Annotated in this window: 22 protein-coding genes; 8 read left to right on the forward strand and 14 right to left on the reverse strand. The window is 64.5% G+C overall.

The window, feature by feature from the left end; translation table 11 throughout:
• Window positions 1-63: 63 nt before the first annotated feature.
• On the forward strand, window positions 64-537 hold the full coding sequence (locus OWC48_RS21420) for a hypothetical protein (RefSeq protein ID WP_282521731.1): 474 nt from the start codon (window positions 64-66) through the stop codon (window positions 535-537).
• Between the two features lie 119 nt (window positions 538-656).
• On the forward strand, window positions 657-2,891 hold the full coding sequence (locus tag OWC48_RS21425; RefSeq protein WP_282521732.1) for an ATP-binding protein: 2,235 nt from the start codon (window positions 657-659) through the stop codon (window positions 2,889-2,891).
• Between the two features lie 119 nt (window positions 2,892-3,010).
• Here the strand turns inward: OWC48_RS21425 and coaA are convergent, their stop codons facing one another.
• From coaA to hisB, 7 genes are all read right to left on the reverse strand, one after another.
• Entirely contained in the window at window positions 3,011-3,967 is a 957-nt protein-coding gene (coaA, locus tag OWC48_RS21430; RefSeq protein ID WP_028150152.1) for a type I pantothenate kinase, read from the reverse strand.
• A gap of 25 nt (window positions 3,968-3,992) precedes the next feature.
• Window positions 3,993-4,313: a phosphoribosyl-ATP diphosphatase gene (locus OWC48_RS21435; protein ID WP_028150153.1), complete on the reverse strand. Its 321-nt coding sequence runs from the start codon at window positions 4,311-4,313 to the stop codon at window positions 3,993-3,995.
• Between the two features lie 78 nt (window positions 4,314-4,391).
• Window positions 4,392-5,165, reverse strand: a complete 774-nt coding sequence (hisF, locus tag OWC48_RS21440) for an imidazole glycerol phosphate synthase subunit HisF (protein ID WP_282521733.1) — start codon at window positions 5,163-5,165, stop codon at window positions 4,392-4,394.
• 10 nt (window positions 5,166-5,175) lie between these two features.
• Window positions 5,176-5,913 carry a 1-(5-phosphoribosyl)-5-[(5-phosphoribosylamino)methylideneamino]imidazole-4-carboxamide isomerase gene (gene hisA, locus OWC48_RS21445; RefSeq protein ID WP_282521838.1) on the reverse strand — a complete coding sequence of 246 codons (738 nt, stop codon included), beginning with the start codon at window positions 5,911-5,913 and terminating at the stop codon, window positions 5,176-5,178.
• A complete protein-coding gene (gene hisH, locus OWC48_RS21450) occupies window positions 5,910-6,560 on the reverse strand; it encodes an imidazole glycerol phosphate synthase subunit HisH (RefSeq protein ID WP_282521734.1) in 651 nt (216 codons plus the stop codon). The genes hisA and hisH overlap by 4 nt, the downstream gene beginning before the upstream one ends.
• Window positions 6,557-7,087 (reverse strand): DUF2628 domain-containing protein, encoded by a 531-nt coding sequence (locus OWC48_RS21455; protein WP_282521735.1) that lies wholly within the window; start codon window positions 7,085-7,087, stop codon window positions 6,557-6,559. Before OWC48_RS21455 ends, hisH begins: the two co-directional genes overlap by 4 nt.
• Before the next feature lie 65 nt (window positions 7,088-7,152).
• Complete coding sequence (hisB, locus tag OWC48_RS21460) at window positions 7,153-7,746, reverse strand: imidazoleglycerol-phosphate dehydratase HisB (protein WP_014490808.1); 594 nt, start codon at window positions 7,744-7,746, stop codon at window positions 7,153-7,155.
• A 241-nt stretch (window positions 7,747-7,987) separates the two neighbouring features.
• Here hisB and hslV point away from each other — a divergent pair, with 241 nt between their 5' ends.
• From hslV to OWC48_RS21485, 5 genes are read left to right on the forward strand one after another with little or no spacing between them, the layout of a single operon-like run.
• A complete protein-coding gene (gene hslV / locus OWC48_RS21465) occupies window positions 7,988-8,548 on the forward strand; it encodes an ATP-dependent protease subunit HslV (RefSeq protein ID WP_282521736.1) in 561 nt (186 codons plus the stop codon).
• A 17-nt stretch (window positions 8,549-8,565) separates the two neighbouring features.
• Window positions 8,566-9,051 carry a GNAT family N-acetyltransferase gene (locus tag OWC48_RS21470; protein ID WP_282521737.1) on the forward strand — a complete coding sequence of 162 codons (486 nt, stop codon included), beginning with the start codon at window positions 8,566-8,568 and terminating at the stop codon, window positions 9,049-9,051.
• The gene (locus tag OWC48_RS21475) at window positions 9,048-9,680 is read left to right on the forward strand and encodes a DUF2585 domain-containing protein (protein ID WP_282521738.1); all 633 of its coding nucleotides are present in this window, start codon (window positions 9,048-9,050) and stop codon (window positions 9,678-9,680) included. The genes OWC48_RS21470 and OWC48_RS21475 overlap by 4 nt, the downstream gene beginning before the upstream one ends.
• 50 nt (window positions 9,681-9,730) lie before the next feature.
• Entirely contained in the window at window positions 9,731-11,035 is a 1,305-nt protein-coding gene (gene hslU, locus OWC48_RS21480) for an ATP-dependent protease ATPase subunit HslU (protein WP_282521739.1), read from the forward strand.
• A 28-nt stretch (window positions 11,036-11,063) separates the two neighbouring features.
• On the forward strand, window positions 11,064-12,188 hold the full coding sequence (locus OWC48_RS21485; RefSeq protein WP_282521740.1) for a hypothetical protein: 1,125 nt from the start codon (window positions 11,064-11,066) through the stop codon (window positions 12,186-12,188).
• On the opposite strand, the gene OWC48_RS21490 is transcribed toward OWC48_RS21485, so the two are convergent.
• The 3 genes from OWC48_RS21490 to OWC48_RS21500 are packed head-to-tail and all read right to left on the reverse strand — an operon-like array spanning window position 12,185 to window position 15,010.
• Window positions 12,185-12,775: a Smr/MutS family protein gene (locus tag OWC48_RS21490; protein WP_282521741.1), complete on the reverse strand. Its 591-nt coding sequence runs from the start codon at window positions 12,773-12,775 to the stop codon at window positions 12,185-12,187. The two genes, OWC48_RS21485 and OWC48_RS21490, sit on opposite strands and share 4 nt — an antisense overlap.
• Window positions 12,772-14,325: a murein transglycosylase A gene (locus tag OWC48_RS21495; protein ID WP_282521742.1), complete on the reverse strand. Its 1,554-nt coding sequence runs from the start codon at window positions 14,323-14,325 to the stop codon at window positions 12,772-12,774. Before OWC48_RS21495 ends, OWC48_RS21490 begins: the two co-directional genes overlap by 4 nt.
• Entirely contained in the window at window positions 14,303-15,010 is a 708-nt protein-coding gene (locus OWC48_RS21500; RefSeq protein ID WP_014490800.1) for a Tim44/TimA family putative adaptor protein, read from the reverse strand. Before OWC48_RS21500 ends, OWC48_RS21495 begins: the two co-directional genes overlap by 23 nt.
• A 413-nt stretch (window positions 15,011-15,423) precedes the next feature.
• On the opposite strand from OWC48_RS21500, the gene secB reads away from it, so the two are divergent.
• Window positions 15,424-15,909 (forward strand): protein-export chaperone SecB, encoded by a 486-nt coding sequence (secB, locus tag OWC48_RS21505; RefSeq protein ID WP_282521743.1) that lies wholly within the window; start codon window positions 15,424-15,426, stop codon window positions 15,907-15,909.
• Here the strand turns inward: secB and dnaQ are convergent.
• The 4 genes from dnaQ to OWC48_RS21525 are packed head-to-tail and all read right to left on the reverse strand — an operon-like array spanning window position 15,906 to window position 18,730.
• Window positions 15,906-16,622 carry a DNA polymerase III subunit epsilon gene (dnaQ, locus tag OWC48_RS21510; protein WP_282521744.1) on the reverse strand — a complete coding sequence of 239 codons (717 nt, stop codon included), beginning with the start codon at window positions 16,620-16,622 and terminating at the stop codon, window positions 15,906-15,908. The genes secB and dnaQ overlap by 4 nt on opposite strands.
• 28 nt (window positions 16,623-16,650) lie before the next feature.
• Entirely contained in the window at window positions 16,651-17,250 is a 600-nt protein-coding gene (coaE, locus tag OWC48_RS21515; RefSeq protein WP_282521839.1) for a dephospho-CoA kinase, read from the reverse strand.
• Window positions 17,251-17,273: 23 nt separating this feature from the next.
• The gene (locus OWC48_RS21520; protein ID WP_282521745.1) at window positions 17,274-17,882 is read right to left on the reverse strand and encodes a Maf family protein; all 609 of its coding nucleotides are present in this window, start codon (window positions 17,880-17,882) and stop codon (window positions 17,274-17,276) included.
• Between the two features lie 8 nt (window positions 17,883-17,890).
• Complete coding sequence (locus OWC48_RS21525) at window positions 17,891-18,730, reverse strand: pyruvate, water dikinase regulatory protein (protein ID WP_282521746.1); 840 nt, start codon at window positions 18,728-18,730, stop codon at window positions 17,891-17,893.
• Window positions 18,731-18,836: the final 106 nt, after the last annotated feature.

The raw sequence follows: 18,836 nt of genomic DNA on the forward strand, positions 1-18,836 counted from the left end.
TTTACGCTCTGCAAACCATAAGGCCCAAGCGTTCCCCACACAGGGCCGGGCGAGTAGCGTGTCATGTTGCGTTTCAAGATCCTGGCCTCGGTTGTTCCCCTGCTGGCGGCCGCGGTGTTCGCCCGCGGCGAGATCGGATCGGTCTCGCATCCCTGCATCGCGCTGGGCGATACTTCAGTCGAGCTGACATCCCTGTTCTGGACGGCCGGCGTCCATGTCGCCTTCACCGACGATCTGTCGCGGGCCACGGTGCGGGTTCAGATCACCGACGATCCGGACGCGGCGGACTTCGCGGTCGTGGACGACGGTCTGAGCTTTGAACCGGACTCCTGCCAGACCAATCCGGCGAACCGCCTTGTCACGATTGCCGCGGAGCCGGTCGACGGCGGCCCGGTGATTTATCTCTCCACCGACGGACCGGCCGATTACCGCATCTATGTCCGCTCGAAAACGTTTTCGCAGCGCGAGGCCGCGGCGCTGATCGTCGGTGCCAATGGCGGCCACCGCCCGCTCCCGCTCCACGCTGCCTCGCTCTGAGGCGTTAACACCTCATCAACCCTGTTTGGAGGCCGAACCGAGGCCTCAAGCTGTTCGCAAGGTCGGCGAGACATCGTCGCAATTGGCGGCGCGGGGTTTCGGAGCAAGAGTCGGGGTCGATGGCGATGGATCGGACGTTCCGGATCAAGGTGCGCATGCGCCGCTTCAGGCGACAGCATCCCCGCATCGCTTTCGCGATCCGCTCCTTCATGATCTTCTCGGCAACGTTCGGCGGCGCCTATGGCTTCGTTTCCGGCAGCCGCTCCGAGAACTCCGGCTACGACCCCAATACGTTTGCGGTTGGAGCAAGCTTCCTGTTCGCGCTCGCCTGCCTCGGCCTCGCCACGCTCAGCATGCGGCTGCGCTTCGTCAACAAGCGGATGCGTAAGCTGGCCGCCCACAACGAGACGCTGATCGACCGCAATTGGGAACTGAAGGAGGCGGAAGAGCGCGCGCGCAGCCTGTTCGAACAGCAGGGTGACCTGATCGTGCTGCGCGACCACCAGAGCCGCATCACCTTCGCCAACGACGCCTATTGCGCGCTCGCGGGACAGGCGCGCGGCGCGCTGGTCGGCACGCGTTTCGATTTCGACGTCCTCGAGCAGGGCGACAGCGCCCGCGAAAGCAACGGCACGCGCATTCACGACCAGAGGATCACCACCCCGCACGGCGCGCGCTGGATCGCCTGGCGCGAGGGCTATGTCCGTCTCGATGCCGGTCAGCCCGCCGAACTGCAGAGCGTCGGACGCGACGTCACCGACCGCACCGAGACCGAGCGTGCGCTGTCGGACGCGCGCGACCAGGCCGATGCCGCCAACCGCGCCAAGTCGCGCTTCCTGGCGATGGCCTCGCATGAGATCCGCACGCCGCTCAACGGCATCATCGGCATGGGCGGCCTGTTGCTCGACACCACGCTGACGCCGGAGCAGACGACCTATGCCAGGGCGGTGAAAACCTCGGGCGAAGCCTTGATGGCGCTGATCGAGGAACTGCTCGACTATTCCAAGATCGAGGCCGGCAAGCTCGATCTCGACCAGCGCCCGTTCGCGCTCTCGACCATGATCGAGGAAATCACCGAGCTGCTCGCGCCGCGCGCGCAGGCAAAGATGCTCGAGATCGCCGCCTATGTCGACGAGCGCCTGCCGCTCGAGGTCGTCGGCGATGTCGCCCGGTTGCGCCAGGTGCTGCTCAACCTCGCGGGCAACGCCATCAAGTTCACCGCGAGCGGTGGCGTCGCGCTGATCGTCGAACCCGGCATCTGGCCGAACGAGATCAGTTTTCTGGTGCGCGACACCGGCATCGGCATCGCACCCGAGGCGCGGACGCGCATCTTCCGCGAGTTCGAGCAGGCCGACGAGCGCGTCGCACGCACCTATGGCGGCACCGGGCTCGGCCTTGCCATCAGCGAACGCATCGTCAAGCGCATGGGCGGCCGCATCACCCTGGAGAGCGAGCCGGGCAAAGGCTCGACCTTCGAGGTCGCGATCCCGCTTGCACCATCGCAATCCGGCGCGGGACAGACGGCGTTCCCAAGCCCTGATCTCACCGGCAAGTCGATCCTCCTGATCGCCGACGGCATCGAGGCCTCGCTGATCGCGCGGCGGCTCGAGCGCTGGGGCGGCCAGACCTGCCTGGTCTCGGATGGCGCCGTCGCAGAGGCGCTGCTGCCGGAACGCTCATGGCATGCGGTGCTGGTCGATCGTGCGATCGGCGCCGCCATCGCCGACCGTCTCGGCGAGGCCGCGCGCAAGCATACGGCACAGCGGCTGGTGCTGCTGACGTCGAGCTCGCGCCACGAGAAATTTCCAGCTTCCTTCACCGGCTTTCTGATCAAGCCGGTGCGTGCGGCTTCGCTCGCGGCACGTCTCGCGCTGACGCCGGAGGTCGCCTCGCCCGAACTGGCGCCCGAGCCGCCGGCTGCCTCCCCCGCCGGCGTCGTCACGCCAACGGGCCTGTCGATCCTCGTCGCCGAGGACAACGAGATCAACGCGCTGCTGATGCGCTCGCTGCTGACCAAGCTCGGCCACCGCGTCGTCATCGCCGTTCATGGCGAGGCGGCGCTGGAATCCTGGCTCGCGGCGTCATCCGCCGGCACGCCCTACGATCTCGTGCTGATGGACATCCAGATGCCGCAGCTCGACGGCATCGAGGCGACGAAACGCATCCGCACGCATGAGGCCGCCAAAGGCGGCCACCACACGCCGATCCTCGCGCTCACCGCCAATACGCTGGTGGAGGATCGCTATGCCTGTTTCGAGGCGGGCATGAACGGGTTTCTGATCAAGCCGCTCGACCGCGACAAGCTGGACGAGGCGTTGGCCGGGCTGGCGGCGGCGCGGCATCTGGCGGTGTAGCGACGATCGACGCTGCCGTAGGGTGGGCAAAGCGCAGCGTGCCCACCATCATGTCCGATAGTGCCGATGGATGGTGGGCACGGCGCTTCGCGCCTTTGCCCACCCTACGGCACCGCGGCTTACAGCCGTCGCAGCGCGACGCTCGCCACCGTGTGGTCGGCGCCCTTCTTCAGGATCAGCGTCGCACGGGGGCGGGTCGGCAGGATGTTGTCCTCGAGATTGGCGAGGTTGGTACGTTCCCAGATCGCGATCGCGGTGGCGGTGGCTTCCTCGTCCGACAACAGCGCGTAGCGGTTGAAGTAGGATTTTGGATTGGTGAACGCGGTGTCACGCAGCGCCAGGAAGCGCTTGATGTACCATTGCCGCAGCGCCGCCTCGTCGGCGTCGATATAAACCGAGAAGTCGAAGAAGTCGGAGACGACGGGCACCGCCTTGCCGTCGCGCGGCAGCTTGCCGGTCTGCAGCACGTTGACGCCCTCGACGATCAGGATGTCGGGCTGGTCGATCTCGGCCCATTGGTTCGGCACGATGTCGTAGGTCAGATGCGAATAGACCGGCGCGCGCACGTGGCGGCGGCCGGCCTTGATGTCGGAGAGAAAGCTGAGCAGCAGCGGCAGGTCGTAGCTCTCCGGAAAACCCTTCTTCTGCATGATGCCCTGCCGCTCCAGCACGGCGTTGGGATACAGAAATCCGTCGGTGGTGATCAGTTCGACCTTCGGACGCGGCGACCAGCGCGCCAGCAGTGCCTGAAGCACGCGGGCCGTGGTCGATTTTCCGACCGCGACCGAACCGGCGACGCCGATGATGTAGGGCATCTTGCGGTCGCGGATGTTGAGGAACTGGCGCTCCGCGTAATACAGGCGCTGCATCGCATCGACATAGATCGACAGGAGGCGCGACAGCGGCAGGTAGATGTCCTCGACCTCTTGCAAGTCCAGGCGATCGTGCAGTGAGCGCAGCCGGTCGAACTCGCCGGGCTCCAGCGTCATCGGCGTGTCGTCGCGCAGTCGCGACCACTGCTCGCGCGTATAGACGCGGTACGGATTATATTGCTGCTCGGGTGCGCGGATATCCATGACGCGACCTTTCCGTTGGGATCTACTAACCCTTGCGGGACGCCTTTTCTTCCAATCCGGACATATTCGTCCGCTTGTCCAGCGCGGCCTCGACCTCCTCCAGCTTTACGCCGCGGGCCTTGAGCAGCACAAGGAAGTGATAGAGCAGGTCGGCGCTTTCAGCGATCAGATGCGCGCGATCGTTTTCGACTGCTGCGATTACGGTTTCGACTGCCTCCTCGCCGAACTTCTTGGCGCAATGCTCGGCGCCCTTGTCCAGGAGCTTGCGGGTATAGGACGCCTCGCCGCCGGCCGCCGCGCGGGCGTCGATGGTGTCGGCCAGATCGTGGATCGTGAAACGCGACATCGGAATTACTCGAAAACACACAAGGCCACGGAGGCCATTCCCCGCAGGCCTATGTAGCATTTTTATGAACGGGAGTCGTCAGGCATCGAGGCGCATGGCCAGTCCGCGCCGGGCCATGTGCTCCTTGGCTTCGCGGATGGTGAATTCCCCGAAATGGAAGATCGAGGCGGCCAGCACAGCCGTGGCGTGGCCGTCGCGGATACCGTCGACGAGATGATCGAGATTGCCGACGCCGCCGGAGGCGATCACGGGAACGGGAACGCTGTCGGCGATCGCCCGGGTCAGCGGGATGTCGAAGCCCTGCCGGGTGCCGTCGCGATCCATGGAGGTGAGCAGGATTTCACCAGCGCCGAGCGAGACCACTTCCTGCGCATATTCGATGGCATCGATGCCGGTCGAGTTGCGCCCGCCATGGGTGAAGATCTCCCAGCGGTCGCCGCCCGCACGCTTGACCCGCTTGGCGTCGATCGCGACCACCACGCACTGCTCGCCGAATTTTTCGGCGGCTTCCTTGACGAACTCGCGCCGCGACACCGCGGCGCTGTTGATCGAGACCTTGTCGGCGCCGGCGCGCAGGAGCGTCTTGATGTCGTCAACCTTGCGCACGCCGCCACCGACGGTCACGGGCATGAAGCAGGCCTCCGCCGTACGCCGGACCACGTCCAGCATGATGCCGCGGTTCTCGTGGGTCGCGGTGATGTCGAGGAAGGTGAGCTCGTCGGCACCGGCGGCGTCATAGGCGATCGCGGCTTCAACGGGATCGCCGGCATCGCGCAGGTCGACGAAGTTGACACCCTTGACGACCCGGCCGTCCTTGACGTCGAGGCAGGGGATCACGCGCACCTTGAACATGTGTCAGCTCCTAGGCGGCGCGCGCGTTGCGGATCAAGGTGAGGGCGGCGGTGGGATCGAGCCGGCCGTCGTAAAGCGCGCGGCCGGCGATCGCGCCGGCGAGCTTCTTGGCACGCGGCGTCAGCATCGCCTTGACGTCCTCGATCGAGGCGAGGCCGCCGGAGGCGATCACGGGAATCGAGATCGCATCTGCCAGCGCGATGGTCGCATCGAGGTTGAGACCCTTGAGCAGGCCGTCGCGCGCGATGTCGGTGAAGATGATGGCGGCGACGCCGGCATCCTCGAAACGCTTCGCGATCTCCAGCACCGTTACCTGCGAGGTCTCGGCCCAGCCTTCGACAGCGACCTTGCCGTCACGGGCATCGAGCCCGACCGCGACGCGGCCGGGGAATTTCCTTGCAGCCGCCTTCACCAATTCAGGGTCGCGCACCGCGGCGGTGCCGATGATGACGCGGGTGATGCCCTTGTCGAGCCAGGCTTCGACGGTCGCGAGATCGCGAATGCCGCCGCCGAGCTGCACCGGGATCTTGATCGTCTTGAGCATCGCCTCGACCGCTTGCGCATTCACCGGCTTGCCGGCAAAGGCGCCGTCAAGATCGACGACGTGGAGATACTCAAAACCCTGTTCGACAAAGCTCTGCGCCTGCGCCGCGGGATTGAGGTTGAACACGGTCGCGCGCGCCATGTCGCCTTGCTCGAGGCGCACGCACTGGCCGTTCTTGAGGTCGATCGCGGGAAAGAGAATCACGGTTTCCATCGCAAAAAGTTCGAGATCAGGGCCAAGCCGAAACGCTGGCTTTTCTCGGGGTGGAATTGGGTGCCGATGGCGGTGTCCTTCGCGACGATCGCGGTGACCGGTCCGCCGTAATCGGCGCGCGCGAGCACGTCCGCCTCGTTGGCAGCGTTGAGGTGGTAGGAGTGCACGAAATAGGCGTGCTGCCCCCTGGGGCCGAGCGGCAGCCTGTCCAGCACCGGATGCTCGCGCAGCATGTCGAGCGTGTTCCAGCCCATGTGCGGGATCTTCAGGCTCTCGTCGCGCGGCGTGATCTTCTCGACGTCGCCGCCGATCCAGTTCAGGCCGTCCGTCGTGACATGTTCCTTGCCGCGGCTCGCCATCAGCTGCATGCCGACGCAAATACCAAAGAAGGGCCGCGCCTTGACGCGCACCGCTTCGGTGATCGCCTCGACCATGCCGTTGACGGCATCGAGCCCGCGCCGGCAATCGGCAAAGGCGCCGACACCGGGCAGCACCAGACGGTCGGCGCCGTAGGCCTGATCCGGATCGCTGGTGACGAAGACCTTTTGTGGGATCTCCAGGCTGCGCGCGGCGCGCTCGAACGCCTTGGCGGCGGAATGCAGATTGCCTGAACCGTAATCGATGATGGCGACGCTCATCTTGACCCTCCCGGTTCTGGAAACAATCCAATGATGCCGCCCGACGGCAGCGGTGGCGGATTTGAGAATTGCTGACCCGGCACGTTGGGGGTTGGCGGCGGGCCGCCGCGATCGACGGCCCATTGATCGTTGACGATGCCGCGCTGCTTCAGGCTCCAGCGCTCGAAGAAACGCCGCTCGGCGGTGTCCTCGTCATCCGAGATGACGACGTCGAGCTGGCGCCACTTGCCGCGCGACAGTGTCCAGCGGCGCAGGCTCGAGGCCTCGAAACCCATCAGCACCGCGACGATCATATTGGCCAGGAAGATCGAGCTGCGGCCAACGCCGAGGCTATGCAGCCCTGCATCGAAGGCAGCCAGGAAAATCACCCAGCCGATCAGCGCCAGCCAGAGCCTGTTCCAGAGCAGCCAGAACGGGCCGAAGATCATCGCCCAGAAATGAAAACCATCGCGCACGAACACGAACTTGTCGGTCGCGCGCAGATCGGCTCCGGCAGGGGAGGGAGCATGAACTGTGTAGACAGGCATGGTGATGCCCCGTTCCTAGGAATTCAGTGATACCGCAAGCGGCGCGTGCCGCCGGCCGAAAGACGTCAGCCGCCGAGCGAACCCTTGGTGGACGGGATTTCGCCCACGGCCTTCGGATCGATCGCGACGGCAGTGCGCAGCGCCCGCGCCAGGCCCTTGAAGCAGGACTCGGCGATATGGTGGCTGTTATCGCCATATAGGGTCTCGACGTGGAGAGTCACGCCGGCGTTCATGGCGAAGGCCTGGAACCACTCGCGCACCAGCTCGGTGTCGAATTCACCGATCTTGTCGCGGGGGAAGTCGGCCTTGAACACCAGGAACGGGCGGCCCGAGATGTCGATGACCACGCGCGACAGCGTCTCGTCCATGGGCATGTGCACGCCGGCATAGCGGGTGATACCCGCCATGTTGCCGAGCGCCTGCTTGACCGCCTGGCCGAGCGCGATGCCGGTGTCTTCGGTGGTATGGTGATGATCAATGTGCAAATCACCAACCGCCTTGACCGTGAGGTCGATGCGGGAATGGCGGGCGAGGAGATCGAGCATATGGTCGAAAAAGCCGATGCCGGTCGCGATATTGGCCACGCCGGTGCCATCGAGGTTCACGGTGACCTCGATGTCGGTTTCCTTGGTCTTGCGCTTGATCGTCGCGGTGCGCATTGAAAAGCGGTTTCCACTTGGTTTTGAGCATGATCTTGTCGGAAAATCGGTACCCACTTTTCCGGATCATGCTCTTGGAGCCGAAAACGGCGGTCTTTTAACAGCCAAATGACGCCTTCGCTACTGCGGGAACGGCTGGCCGGGCCTCTACTTCTGCCTATGGTGAGCGAAATGGGCCCGGACCGGCCCGTTGTACGGTCGGTCCCGACCGCCTAAATCAGGTCCGACAACGAGGTATTTGATGCAGGATTCCCAAAACAGCGCGCCGGGCTGGCACGGCACCACGATTTTGACGGTCCGCAAGGGTGGCAAGGTGGTGGTCGGCGGCGACGGCCAGGTCTCGATCGGCCAGACCGTGATCAAGTCCAACGCCAAGAAGGTGCGAAAACTCGGCAAGGGCGACGTCATCGGCGGCTTTGCCGGCGCCACGGCCGACGCCTTCACGCTCTTTGAACGGCTGGAATCCAAGCTCGAGCAGTATCCGGGGCAGCTAACCCGGGCCGCGGTGGAGCTCGCCAAGGACTGGCGGACCGACCGCTATCTGCGCCGCCTGGAGGCCATGATGATCGTGGCCGACAAGGACGTCTCCCTGGTGCTGACAGGCACCGGCGACGTGCTGGAGCCCGAAGCCGGCGTCATGGCGATCGGCTCCGGGGGCAATTACGCCCTGGCCGCCGCGCGGGCCTTGATCGACACCGATAAGGATGCCGAGACCATCGTCCGCCGCTCGCTCGATATCGCCGCCGACATCTGCGTCTATACCAACCGCAATCTGACCATCGAAAGCCTGGCGACCGGCTAGACCAGACCGAACAGGACATGGCGCCCGCCTACACCTTCCGCCCGATGAGCACGGCCGATTTGCCGCTGATCCGGCGGTGGCTGGGCGAGGCGCATGTGCGGGAATGGTGGGGCGACCCGGACGCGCAGTTTGCGCTGGTGAGCGGCGATCTCGATGAGCCCGCGATGGACCAGTTCATCGTGTTGGCTGGCACCCACCCGTTCGGTTATCTTCAATGCTATCGCCTGACAGCCTGGAATACCGGCTTTGGGCCGCAACCGGAGGGCACCCGTGGGATCGACCAGTTCATCGGCGAAAACGACATGATCGCGCGCGGCCACGGCTCCGCGTTCATCCGCCAGTTCGTCGACGGCCAGTTGCGGCAGGGCCTGCCACGCATCGTCACCGATCCCGATCCGCTCAACGCACGCGCCGTGCGCGCCTATGAGAAGGCCGGCTTCGTCCGTGACCGCATGGTCGAGACGCCGGACGGGACGGCGCTGCTGATGGTGCGCGAGCCGTGACACTGACGAGCACGCACGAGAGCAAGGTCGCCGTACCGCCGTTGGCCTGGGTCGGCATCGCACTGCTGGTGCTGGCGCTGCAAGCCTCGATCCTGTTCGCGATGGGGCGGGTGCCGATCTGCACCTGCGGTTACGTGAAGCTCTGGCATGGCGTGGTGAACAGCTCCGAAAATTCGCAGCACATCACGGACTGGTACACCTTCTCTCACATCCTGCATGGCTTCCTGTTCTACGGCTTGACCTGGCTGCTGTTCGCGCGCCTGCCATTGCTGCGGCTGTCTCTTCCAAGTTTATCCTGGCCGGCGCGGCTGATCATCGCGATGCTGATCGAAGGCGCCTGGGAGATCGTCGAGAACTCGCCCTTCATCATCGAGCGCTACCGCGCCGGTACGATCTCGCTGGATTATTACGGCGACAGCATCGTCAATTCGATTTCTGACAATCTGGCCATGATGCTGGGGTTCCTCGCCGCGCGCGTGCTGCCCGTACCCGTGACCGTCCTGCTCGGGCTCGCCTTCGAAATCATGCTGGCGCTCCACATTCGCGACAATCTGACGCTCAATATCCTGATGCTGATCCATCCGATCGACGCTGTGAAGCAATGGCAATCGGGTCCACCCATCATCTGACGTAAAAATGCGGCTTGTCCCGACCCGCATCTGATCCTAGCTAAGGTCCCATGACAGACTTCTCTCCCCGCGAAATCGTCTCCGAACTCGACCGTTTCATCGTCGGCCAGGCCGATGCCAAGCGCGCCGTCTCGATCGCGCTGCGCAACCGCTGGCGGCGGCAGCAGCTCTCCGGCTCCTTGCGCGAAGAGGTACTCCCGAAGAATATCTTGATGATCGGCCCCACCGGCGTCGGCAAGACGGAGATCGCGCGACGGCTCGCCAAGCTCGCGAACGCGCCGTTCCTGAAGGTGGAAGCGACGAAATTCACCGAGGTCGGCTATGTCGGCCGCGACGTCGAGCAGATCGTGCGCGATCTCGTCGAGGTCGCGATCGCCCAGGTGCGCGAGCGCAAGCGCAAGGACGTGCAGGCACGCGCGCAGCTCGCCGCCGAGGAGCGCGTGCTCGACGCGCTGGTCGGCGCCAATTCCAGCCAGGCAACGCGCGAATCGTTCCGCAAGAAGCTGCGCGCCGGCGAGCTCAACGACAAGGAAATCGAGATCGAGACGCAGTCCTCGGGCGGCGGCATGCCGATGTTCGAGATCCCGGGCATGCCTGGCGCGCAGATGGGCGCGGTGTCGCTCGGCGACATCTTCGGCAAGTTGGGTGGCCGCAGCAAGACGCGGCGACTGACGGTGGAGAACTCGCACGAGATCCTCGTCAACGAGGAATCCGACAAGCTGCTGGATACCGACCAATTGACGCTGGAGGCGATCAGCGCGGTCGAGAATAACGGCATCGTGTTCCTGGACGAGATCGACAAGATCTGCGCGCGCGACGGCCGGGTCGGCGGCGACGTCTCGCGCGAGGGCGTGCAGCGTGACCTGTTGCCATTGATCGAAGGCACCACGGTCTCGACCAAGCACGGTGCGGTGAAGACCGATCACATCCTGTTCATTGCGTCCGGCGCCTTCCACGTCGCGAAGCCGTCCGACCTGTTGCCGGAATTGCAGGGCCGCCTGCCGATCCGCGTCGAACTTCAGGCCCTGACCCGCGACGACATGCGCCGTATCCTGACCGAGCCCGAGGCGTCGCTGATCAAGCAATATGTCGCGCTGCTGCAGACCGAGGGCGTGACGCTCGACATCACCGACAGCGCCATCGACGCGCTCGCCGACGTCGCGGTCGCCGTCAATTCCACCGTCGAAAACATCGGCGCGCGGCGGCTCCAGACGGTGATGGAACGGGTGCTGGACGAAATCTCCTTCACCGCCCCCGACCGCAGCGGCGAGACCGTCAAGGTCGATGCGGATTTCGTGCAGAAGCACGTCGGCGACCTCGCCAAGAACGCCGATCTGAGCCGGTTCATTTTGTAATTCGGCGCTGCCGCGCTATTGATGCGGCGTGACCGCGCACATCCTGCAAAACCCCTGGCGTCTCCTGCTCGCGATCAACGCCGCGGTCATCGTCGGCGTGTTCGTCCACAAGATCCAGCTGCCGCCTTACGTCCCCTACATCCACCTCCTCGTCGACTACCATTTCGGCTTCATCAAGCGCGCGCTGATCGGCGCCATCGTCGCGCTGTTCACGGACAAGGTGCCGGTTTGGCTGGTGTTCGCGCTCGGCGGAGCGACGTGGCTGGTGACGCTGGGACTGTACGCCAGATTATTTCAGAAGACGTTCGGCTTCACCGCGAAGACGCTGCCGCTGTTCGTCTTCATCGCGGGCTCGCCGTTCTTTCTCAAGAACTTCATGCACACGCTCGGCCATTTCGACATCTATGGCTGCGCACTCGCGCTGATCCTGCTGCTGATGCCGGCCGGCTCGCTGCTGTTCGTCGCGACGGCCGCGCTGTTCTCGATCGTCCTCGTGCTGATCCACCACATTCATCTCCTGATGTATGTGCCGACGATCATCACCATCGTCGTGATCAGGCACTACCTCGCGCATGGCGTCACCAGAGCGAATGCCGCATTCGGCTTGGTCGCATTGCTTGGCGTGAGCGCGCTGTTCTTCGCGGCGCAGTTTTTGGGAACGATGCCGATCCCCGAAGCGGATTTCGTTGCGTATCTGAAGACCCGGATGGCAGATCCGGCGCGGACCGACCTGCTGCAATTCGCCTACATCTGGTACCAGCCGCTGGCGAAGGAGGTTTCGGATACCTGGGGCCGCCTGCCCCACAACATCCTCGGCGTGCCGGTGTTTGCCCTGCTGATCTGGCTGCACACGCCACTCTGGCGCTATCTTGCGAACCTGATCGGCGCGCTCGCGAACGACATGCACCGGCGCCTCGTCATCGCGGCGCTGATCGGCATCAGCCTCGCCTATCTCGTGATGTTCGCGATGGTGTTCGACTATTCGCGCTGGATCTCGAACTGGGCGGTCTGCCTGTTCCTGATCCTGCATGCGGTGAAGATGCTGCCGGCCAAATACAATGCACCGCTGATCGCGTCGGAGGATCGGAAGACAAATATCTTCGGCCTGATCCTCACACTGATCCCGCGCGTCGGAATCGTCCGGCCGTTCTAATACCTCGCCCGGCGTATCCGCACATAGAGCGCGCCCTCGCCGCCATGGCCGATATGCGCCTCCTCGAAGCCGACGACGAAGGCGCGGAATTCCGGCAGGCTCAGCCATTCCGGCACCTGGCGGCGGAGCACGCCGCTTTCGCCGCCGCTCCGTCCCTTGCCGGTGATGACGAGCACGAAGGTCAGGCCGTCCTGATGGGCGCGGTGCAGGAAGCCGGTCAGGGCCCGATGGGCGCGTATCTGGGTCATGCCGTGCAGATCGAGCCGCGCTTCGATCTCGCTGCGGCCGCGCGACAATTTTGTGCGCTCGCGCTTGCCCAGCGGTGCCAGCGGCGGCATGGCGGGCTTTGCGACGCGCACCGCCGGCGCGGCAGCGATCGGCCGTGGCGATGGCGCAGATCGCGAGGCCGGCGCTGCCGGTGAAGGCTCGATGCGCGGCGGGGCATGCGTCTTTGCCGCGCGATGCTTCCGCAGCGGCTTGATCTGTTTTGCGACCGCATCCCACAGCGCGCGCTCCTCCTCGCTCAGCGCGCGGCGGCGCGGCGAGGGACGAGGCTCCAGCACGGGCGGACGGGACGATCGCTTCATTGCTGCCGATGGGGACGATTCTTGACCGGCCGCCGCGGCTCCTGATCGGGCTCTATCACCGGACGCGGCACCGGCAACGGGACCGGATTGGCAACGGCGACTGTCTCACCTTTGCCTTGTTCCACGGCCGCCGCTGGAGCCGCCGGCTTGGTCTGATCCTTGACCGAATCCTTGGTAGGATCGGTCTGCGGAAACAGCCTTGCGATCTTGTCCGAGGGACGCGGGTCCGGCACCGGCAGCCGGGCGGCGCGCGACGTGGGATCGAGGCCCTTCGGTACCAACATGACAAAGTGCATGGGATGGCGCAGCCGTCCGGAGACGCGGCCGGCATCCGCGCCGGCGCCGAAATAGAGATCGGCGCGCGCGGGGCCGATGATGGCCGAGCCGGTATCCTGCGCGATCATCAGCCGGTGGAACGGCGTCTTGGAGCGTTCGGAATCGATCGGCAGCTCGCCCTCGATGAAGAACGGCGTGCCGTAGACGTGCAGCGCCTTGTCAACCGCGATCGAGCGGCCGGCGGTCAGCGGAATGCCCTGCGCACCCACCGCTTCTTCCTTGTCGGAGAGGTTGACCTCGCGGAAGAAGATGTAGGAACGGTTCTGACGGCGCAGATCCTTGGCGCCATCGGGGTTCTGCGCCATCCACTCCCTGATCTTCTGCATCGACATCTCTTCCTTCGGAATGATGCCGCGCTCGATCAGGACACGACCGACAGCCGTATAGGGAAAGCCGTTATAGGCGTCGTAATTCAGCCGGACCGTGCCGCCGTCGTCGAACTTGATCCGCGCCGAGCCCTGGATCTGGGCGAACAGCAGATCGGTTGGGTCCTTCAGCCAGGCGATCTCCAGCCCGCGGCCGGCGATCTTGCCGTCCTCGATCTCGCCGCGATCGTAATAGGGCACCAGCTTGCGGCGGCCGATCTTGCGATAGACCGGGCCCTTGTTGGGCAGGCTGACCGAGTCCTGCTTGTAGCCGCGCACAAACAGGTTCGAGGGCCGGCGATAGACCGGCACGTTGAAAACATCGGTCTGCGTGCGCGATCCCTCCAGCACCGGCTCGTAATAGCCGGTGACGAAACCGTCGGGCTCGCCGAGGCGCGAGATCCGCAGCGGTGCAAAATTCTCTTCGAAGAACGTCCTGGCTTTGGCGTCGTCGGTGAGCTCGAGCGACTTGGCGGCACGGCAGGGCTCGCTCAGCGAGCCGCCAAGCGCCTTCGGTTCGGCCGCACCGGTCTGCGCGTTGATCGTCCGGCAGCTCGCGCGGAACGTTTTGTAGGCGGCCAGATGGTCGTCGTCGCTCCAGCCTTTCACGTCCGCCCAAGTCAGCGGCAGATATTGCGCGCCGGGGATTTCGAACGGCAAAGGGAGCTGCGGATAGGGCAAGGCCCGCGGCGGGGCGGCGGCAAGTGCAGGGAGATGATGGTGATGGCTGCGATAGTGACGCCGCGCCGCCTCGGCGCCGAGCGAAAACGACGACAGCACGACGGCACCTGCGCAAAGCGCCGCCGCGCTGTTCTTCAGGAAATTCTTAATTCGCGCTTCCGGTGCCAACCAGCTTCCAGTTTGGATCGCGAGAGGTGATATCGCGGGCGAAGGTCCAGATGTCGGTGATGTCGGCGACCGTGTCCGCACTACCGTCGACGATATTGCCGCTCTTGTCGCGGGTGGCCGAGATCATCTGCGAGACGAATCGGATGGTGAGCTGAGCCGTGCGGTCCCGCAGTTCGGCGCCGACGAGCTCGGCCTTGTCGATCGAGACGAAACGCGTCTCGGTCTTCTGCTCGTTCTTCTCGCGTTCCTTGATGGCGGCGTCGAAGCTGTCATAGACCTCCGACGACAGCAGGTCGCGCAGCGCGCGGCGGTCGCCATTGGCAAAGGCCAGCACGATCATCTCATAGGCACCGCGGGCGCCCGAGATGAAATGGCGCGGGTCGAAGGTGGAGTCCTTGTCGACGATGGCGTCGAGGCCCTGGGCGAGCGCGGTGCCCGGTTCGGTCAGGCCCTTCCAGCGGTCGGAGGGCGGAGCCGGCTCGGCGGTCGGCGCCAGCGGGGCCTGGTCGATCACCTTGCCCGGCATGGTCACGACGTTCTTGTCCTGGGCACCCCCCAGCGCATTGCGGGCGGCGGTGCGGTCGAACGGCGGCCGCTCGTTACCCGTCCGCTGTCCCAGCACGCTGCGCAGCCTCAGAAAGATGAAGACCGCCAGCGCCAGGAAGATGATGGTGTAGATGTCCACGTCGTATTCGCTTTCTGGTCTTCGCTAAAAGGGGGCCGTCTCGGTCGTCGCCGGGAAAATCAATCCGGCCAGTAGACCGTTCCATACGGGAACGGCAAGTCTACATCGCCATTTTAGGTCCGCGCGTCTGGTCCTCGGGATGTAGGCACGAAATCTTGCCCGGCCAATGGCGCCTTTTGGCACAGCGCTGAGTGTAGCGCGTTTTATGCTTAAGGGGAAACCCGATCCTGCCCGGAAATCGCGCATCTTCAATCGTTTAACGCGCGATTTCGTCAGGAGGGCCGGGGGAACGTCACAATTGCGGGCGCGGCGCGGATACCCGATCCGGGACCGTTCGTCCTTGTGGAGTGAGGGGGCCCTATGTTAGCCAACCGCCGCGAAATTCAGCCCCAATCGGGTAAGGAGAGACTCTCATGACCAACGGCAACGGCACCCCTCCCGAGGCGGCCCAGGCTGCCCAGCTCAACGTTCTGGCGCAGTATATCAAGGACCTTTCGTTCGAGAATCCGAACGCGCCGACCTCGCTCCAGCAGCAGGGCCAGCCGCCCCAGATCAACATCCAGATCAACGTCAACGCCATCAATCTCAGCGAAACCGAGTTCGAGGTGACGCTGTCGGTCGAGGGCAAGGCCGAGACCGCCGGTAAGATCATGTTCTCGTTCGAGCTCGCCTATGCCGGCGTGTTCCGCATCACCAACGTGCCGAAGGAGAACCTGCATCCGCTGGTCATGATCGAATGCCCGCGTCTGCTGTTCCCGTTCGCCCGCGAGATCATCGCAACCGCCGTGCGCGACGGCGGGTTCCCGCCCCTGATGCTGGATCCGGTCGACTTCGTCGGTCTCTATCGTCAGAACATGGAGCGGCAAATGGCCGCTCAGCAGCCAAGCGGTCAGGCCTAACCGGCCGGAGGGGTGGCTGGAGCGGGCAGGAACTCGTTCCAGATCGCCTTGTCGCCGAGCGTTGCGATGAAGGCCCGATGGGCTTCGCGCTCGGCATCGGAAATCCGTGGCGCGAGCGGCACGGCCCGCTGCCGCCGCGGCGCATCGCCAGCCGCATTGATGCGAATGTCCTCGCCTTTCGAAGCGAGGAGCAACTGCGATTGCCGCGCCCCGACCAGATCGACATAAACTTCGGCCAAGAGTTCGGCATCGAGCAGCGCGCCGTGCTTGGTGCGGTGTGAATTGTCGATCGAATAGCGCGAGCAGAGATCATCGAGCCGGTTCGACACGCCCGGATGCTTGCGGCGCGCCAAGAGCAGCGTATCGACCAGCCGTTCGCGCGGGATCGCGACGCGTTTGACCTTGTCGAGCTCGGCGTTGATGAAGCCGATGTCGAACGAAGCGTTGTGGATCACCAGCGGCGCATCGCCGATGAACTCCAGAAACGGATCGACTACCTCGTGGAACAGCGGCTTGGTCGACAGGAACTCGGCCGACAGCCCGTGCACCGCAAAGGCTTCCGCCGGCATGTCCCGTTCGGGATTGATATAGACGTGATACGTCTGGCCCGTCGGCATGCGGTTGAAAATCTCGACGCAGCCGATTTCGACCAGGCGATCGCCGCGGAGCGGATCGAGGCCGGTGGTTTCGGTGTCGAGAACGATTTCACGCATGATCTAGGAAGCCGTGTGAGGCAGCGAATCAGGCTCGCCGCTGCGGCATCTTAACGACCTCGGCCAGAATGTGCGTGATTTGGGCGCGGACGGGTTCAAGTCCGTGTGACGTATCCACTACGAAATCGGCCCGCTTGCGCTTCTCGGCATCCGGCGTCTGTTTGGCGATGATCGCGTCGAGCTTGGCCTCGTCCATCGTGCCGCGCTCCAGCACACGCTTGCGCTGGAGTTCCGGCGAGGTCGACACCACGACGACGGCGTCGACCCGCTTCTCGCCGCCGGTTTCGAACAGCAGCGGGATATCCAGCACCACGACGGGCGCCTTGCCTGCTTCCGCATCGGCGAAGAATTTTTGCCGGGAGGCGCCGAGCATCGGATGAACGATCTGCTCGAGCTGCTTGATCGCGGCCGGATCATGCACGACGCGCGCGGACAGTTTTGGGCGATCCACCTTGCCGTTCGCGGTGGTGCCGGGGAAGGCGGCCTCGATCGCGGGCGCGGCCTCGCCCTCGTAGAGCTGATGGACGGCAGCATCTGCGTCGTAGACGGGAACGCCGGCCTCCGCGAACAATTTCGCGGTGGTGGATTTTCCCATCCCGATCGAGCCGGTCAGTCCAAGGATCCGCATCTGCACGCAGCCATCTCTGTCATTCACACAGCAACTAGCCGTTCGCGCCGCAGGAACGCAAGCAACGGCAGCAGCGGCAGGCCGAGAATGGTGAAATGGTCACCCTCGATGCGCTCGAACAGATGGCTGCCGAGGCCTTCGAGCTGATAGGCGCCGACGCTGGTCGTCACCGCATCGCCGGCGGCGTCGAGATAGATCGACAGCTCCGTCTCGGTCATCGGCCGCATGGTCATGCGGGCCACCGAAACATCCTCGAAAACGATCTTGGTATCTCGCGCCACGGCCACCGCGGAATTCAGCGCGTGGCTTTTGCCGGCGAGGTCGAGCAGTTGCGCCATCGCCTGCGCGCGGCCTGCGGGCTTGTTGAAGAGACGCTCGCCCAGAGCCAGGGTCTGGTCGGCACCGATCACATAGCTCCCCGGATGACCGGCCGAGACCGCCTTGGCCTTCTCGCGCGCCAGCAGCAGGGCGATGTCATGCGGGCCTGAAAGTTTCGAGGCGGCCTGAATGCCGCGCTCGTCGATATCGGCCGTAATCGCCTTGAACTCCAGTCCGGCACTGGCCAGCAGCATCTTTCGCGCGCTGCTCTGCGAGGCCAGTATCAACGGAGTTTCGCCGCGCCAGAGAGACATCGCCTGAACTATTCCGTGGGCCGATTGCGCTGGCGATCACTGTAAAGCTTCATGATCGCCGCGGCGGTTTCCTCGATCGATCGCCGCGTGACGTCGAGCAGCGGCCAGTCGTGTTTGGCGCTCAGCTTGCGCGCGAACGCGACCTCGTCGGCGACCGCCTGCCTGTCGGTATAGGTGTCGCCGCTGGAATCGGCACCCATCGAGAGCAGGCGGTTCTGGCGCACCTGGATCAGGCGTTCCGGCGTCGCATGCAGGCTCACCACCAGCGGCCGCGTCAGCTTCCCCAACTGCTCCGGCACCGGAATGCCCGGCACCAGCGGCACGTTGGCGGTACGGATACCGCGATTGGCCAGATAGATCGACGTCGGTGTCTTGGAGGTGCGGGACACACCGACGAGCACCACGTCGGCATCGTCGAGGCCTTCGACATGCTGGCCGTCATCGTGGATCATCGTGTAGTTCAGCGCGTCGATGCGCTTGAAATATTCCGCGTTGAGAACGTGCTGAGCGCCGACGCGGCCCGTGGTCGCGGCGCCGAGATAGGCTTCGAACAATTGCATCACCGGCCCGATGATCGACAGGCTCGGAACGTTGATCTGCTTGCACTTGTCCTCGAGCCGGGAGACCAGATCCTTCTCCAGCAGCGTGAACAGCACGATCCCCGGCGCCTCCTCGATCTCGTCGAGCACACGATCGAGCTGCTTCTGGCTGCGCACCAAGGGATAGACATGCTCGACCGGGGTGACGTTGGCGTACTGCGCCGCGACGGCGCGCGCGACGGTGATCAGCGTCTCACCGGTGGAGTCGGAGACCAGGTGGAGATGGAAATAATTGTTCGAGGTCGGCACAAAAGCCCTTTGTATGGAGGCGGTGTGGTTTGTGGATTTCTGTGGACCTTAACCCCTCGGAAAGGGTTGTGCGACACCAGGGACGGGACAAGTGCCAATTTTCTTC

This window comes from Bradyrhizobium sp. Arg816 (genome assembly GCF_029989365.1).
Classification (GTDB): Bacteria; Pseudomonadota; Alphaproteobacteria; order Rhizobiales; family Xanthobacteraceae; genus Bradyrhizobium.

What these genes read in the sequence shown, in the direction of transcription:
- OWC48_RS21420 (WP_282521731.1), top strand. Translation starts at nt 64, where the DNA reads ATGTTGCGTTTCAAGATCCTGGCCTCGGTTGTTCCCCTGCTGGCGGCC.
- OWC48_RS21425 (WP_282521732.1), top strand. Translation starts at nt 657, where the DNA reads ATGGCGATGGATCGGACGTTCCGGATCAAGGTGCGCATGCGCCGCTTC.
- coaA (WP_028150152.1), bottom strand. Translation starts at nt 3,967, where the DNA reads ATGGATATCCGCGCACCCGAGCAGCAATATAATCCGTACCGCGTCTAT.
- OWC48_RS21435 (WP_028150153.1), bottom strand. Translation starts at nt 4,313, where the DNA reads ATGTCGCGTTTCACGATCCACGATCTGGCCGACACCATCGACGCCCGC.
- hisF (WP_282521733.1), bottom strand. Translation starts at nt 5,165, where the DNA reads ATGTTCAAGGTGCGCGTGATCCCCTGCCTCGACGTCAAGGACGGCCGG.
- hisH (WP_282521734.1), bottom strand. Translation starts at nt 6,560, where the DNA reads ATGAGCGTCGCCATCATCGATTACGGTTCAGGCAATCTGCATTCCGCC.
- OWC48_RS21455 (WP_282521735.1), bottom strand. Translation starts at nt 7,087, where the DNA reads ATGCCTGTCTACACAGTTCATGCTCCCTCCCCTGCCGGAGCCGATCTG.
- hisB (WP_014490808.1), bottom strand. Translation starts at nt 7,746, where the DNA reads ATGCGCACCGCGACGATCAAGCGCAAGACCAAGGAAACCGACATCGAG.
- hslV (WP_282521736.1), top strand. Translation starts at nt 7,988, where the DNA reads ATGCAGGATTCCCAAAACAGCGCGCCGGGCTGGCACGGCACCACGATT.
- OWC48_RS21470 (WP_282521737.1), top strand. Translation starts at nt 8,566, where the DNA reads ATGGCGCCCGCCTACACCTTCCGCCCGATGAGCACGGCCGATTTGCCG.
- hslU (WP_282521739.1), top strand. Translation starts at nt 9,731, where the DNA reads ATGACAGACTTCTCTCCCCGCGAAATCGTCTCCGAACTCGACCGTTTC.
- OWC48_RS21490 (WP_282521741.1), bottom strand. Translation starts at nt 12,775, where the DNA reads ATGAAGCGATCGTCCCGTCCGCCCGTGCTGGAGCCTCGTCCCTCGCCG.
- secB (WP_282521743.1), top strand. Translation starts at nt 15,424, where the DNA reads ATGACCAACGGCAACGGCACCCCTCCCGAGGCGGCCCAGGCTGCCCAG.
- dnaQ (WP_282521744.1), bottom strand. Translation starts at nt 16,622, where the DNA reads ATGCGTGAAATCGTTCTCGACACCGAAACCACCGGCCTCGATCCGCTC.
- coaE (WP_282521839.1), bottom strand. Translation starts at nt 17,250, where the DNA reads ATGCGGATCCTTGGACTGACCGGCTCGATCGGGATGGGAAAATCCACC.
- OWC48_RS21520 (WP_282521745.1), bottom strand. Translation starts at nt 17,882, where the DNA reads ATGTCTCTCTGGCGCGGCGAAACTCCGTTGATACTGGCCTCGCAGAGC.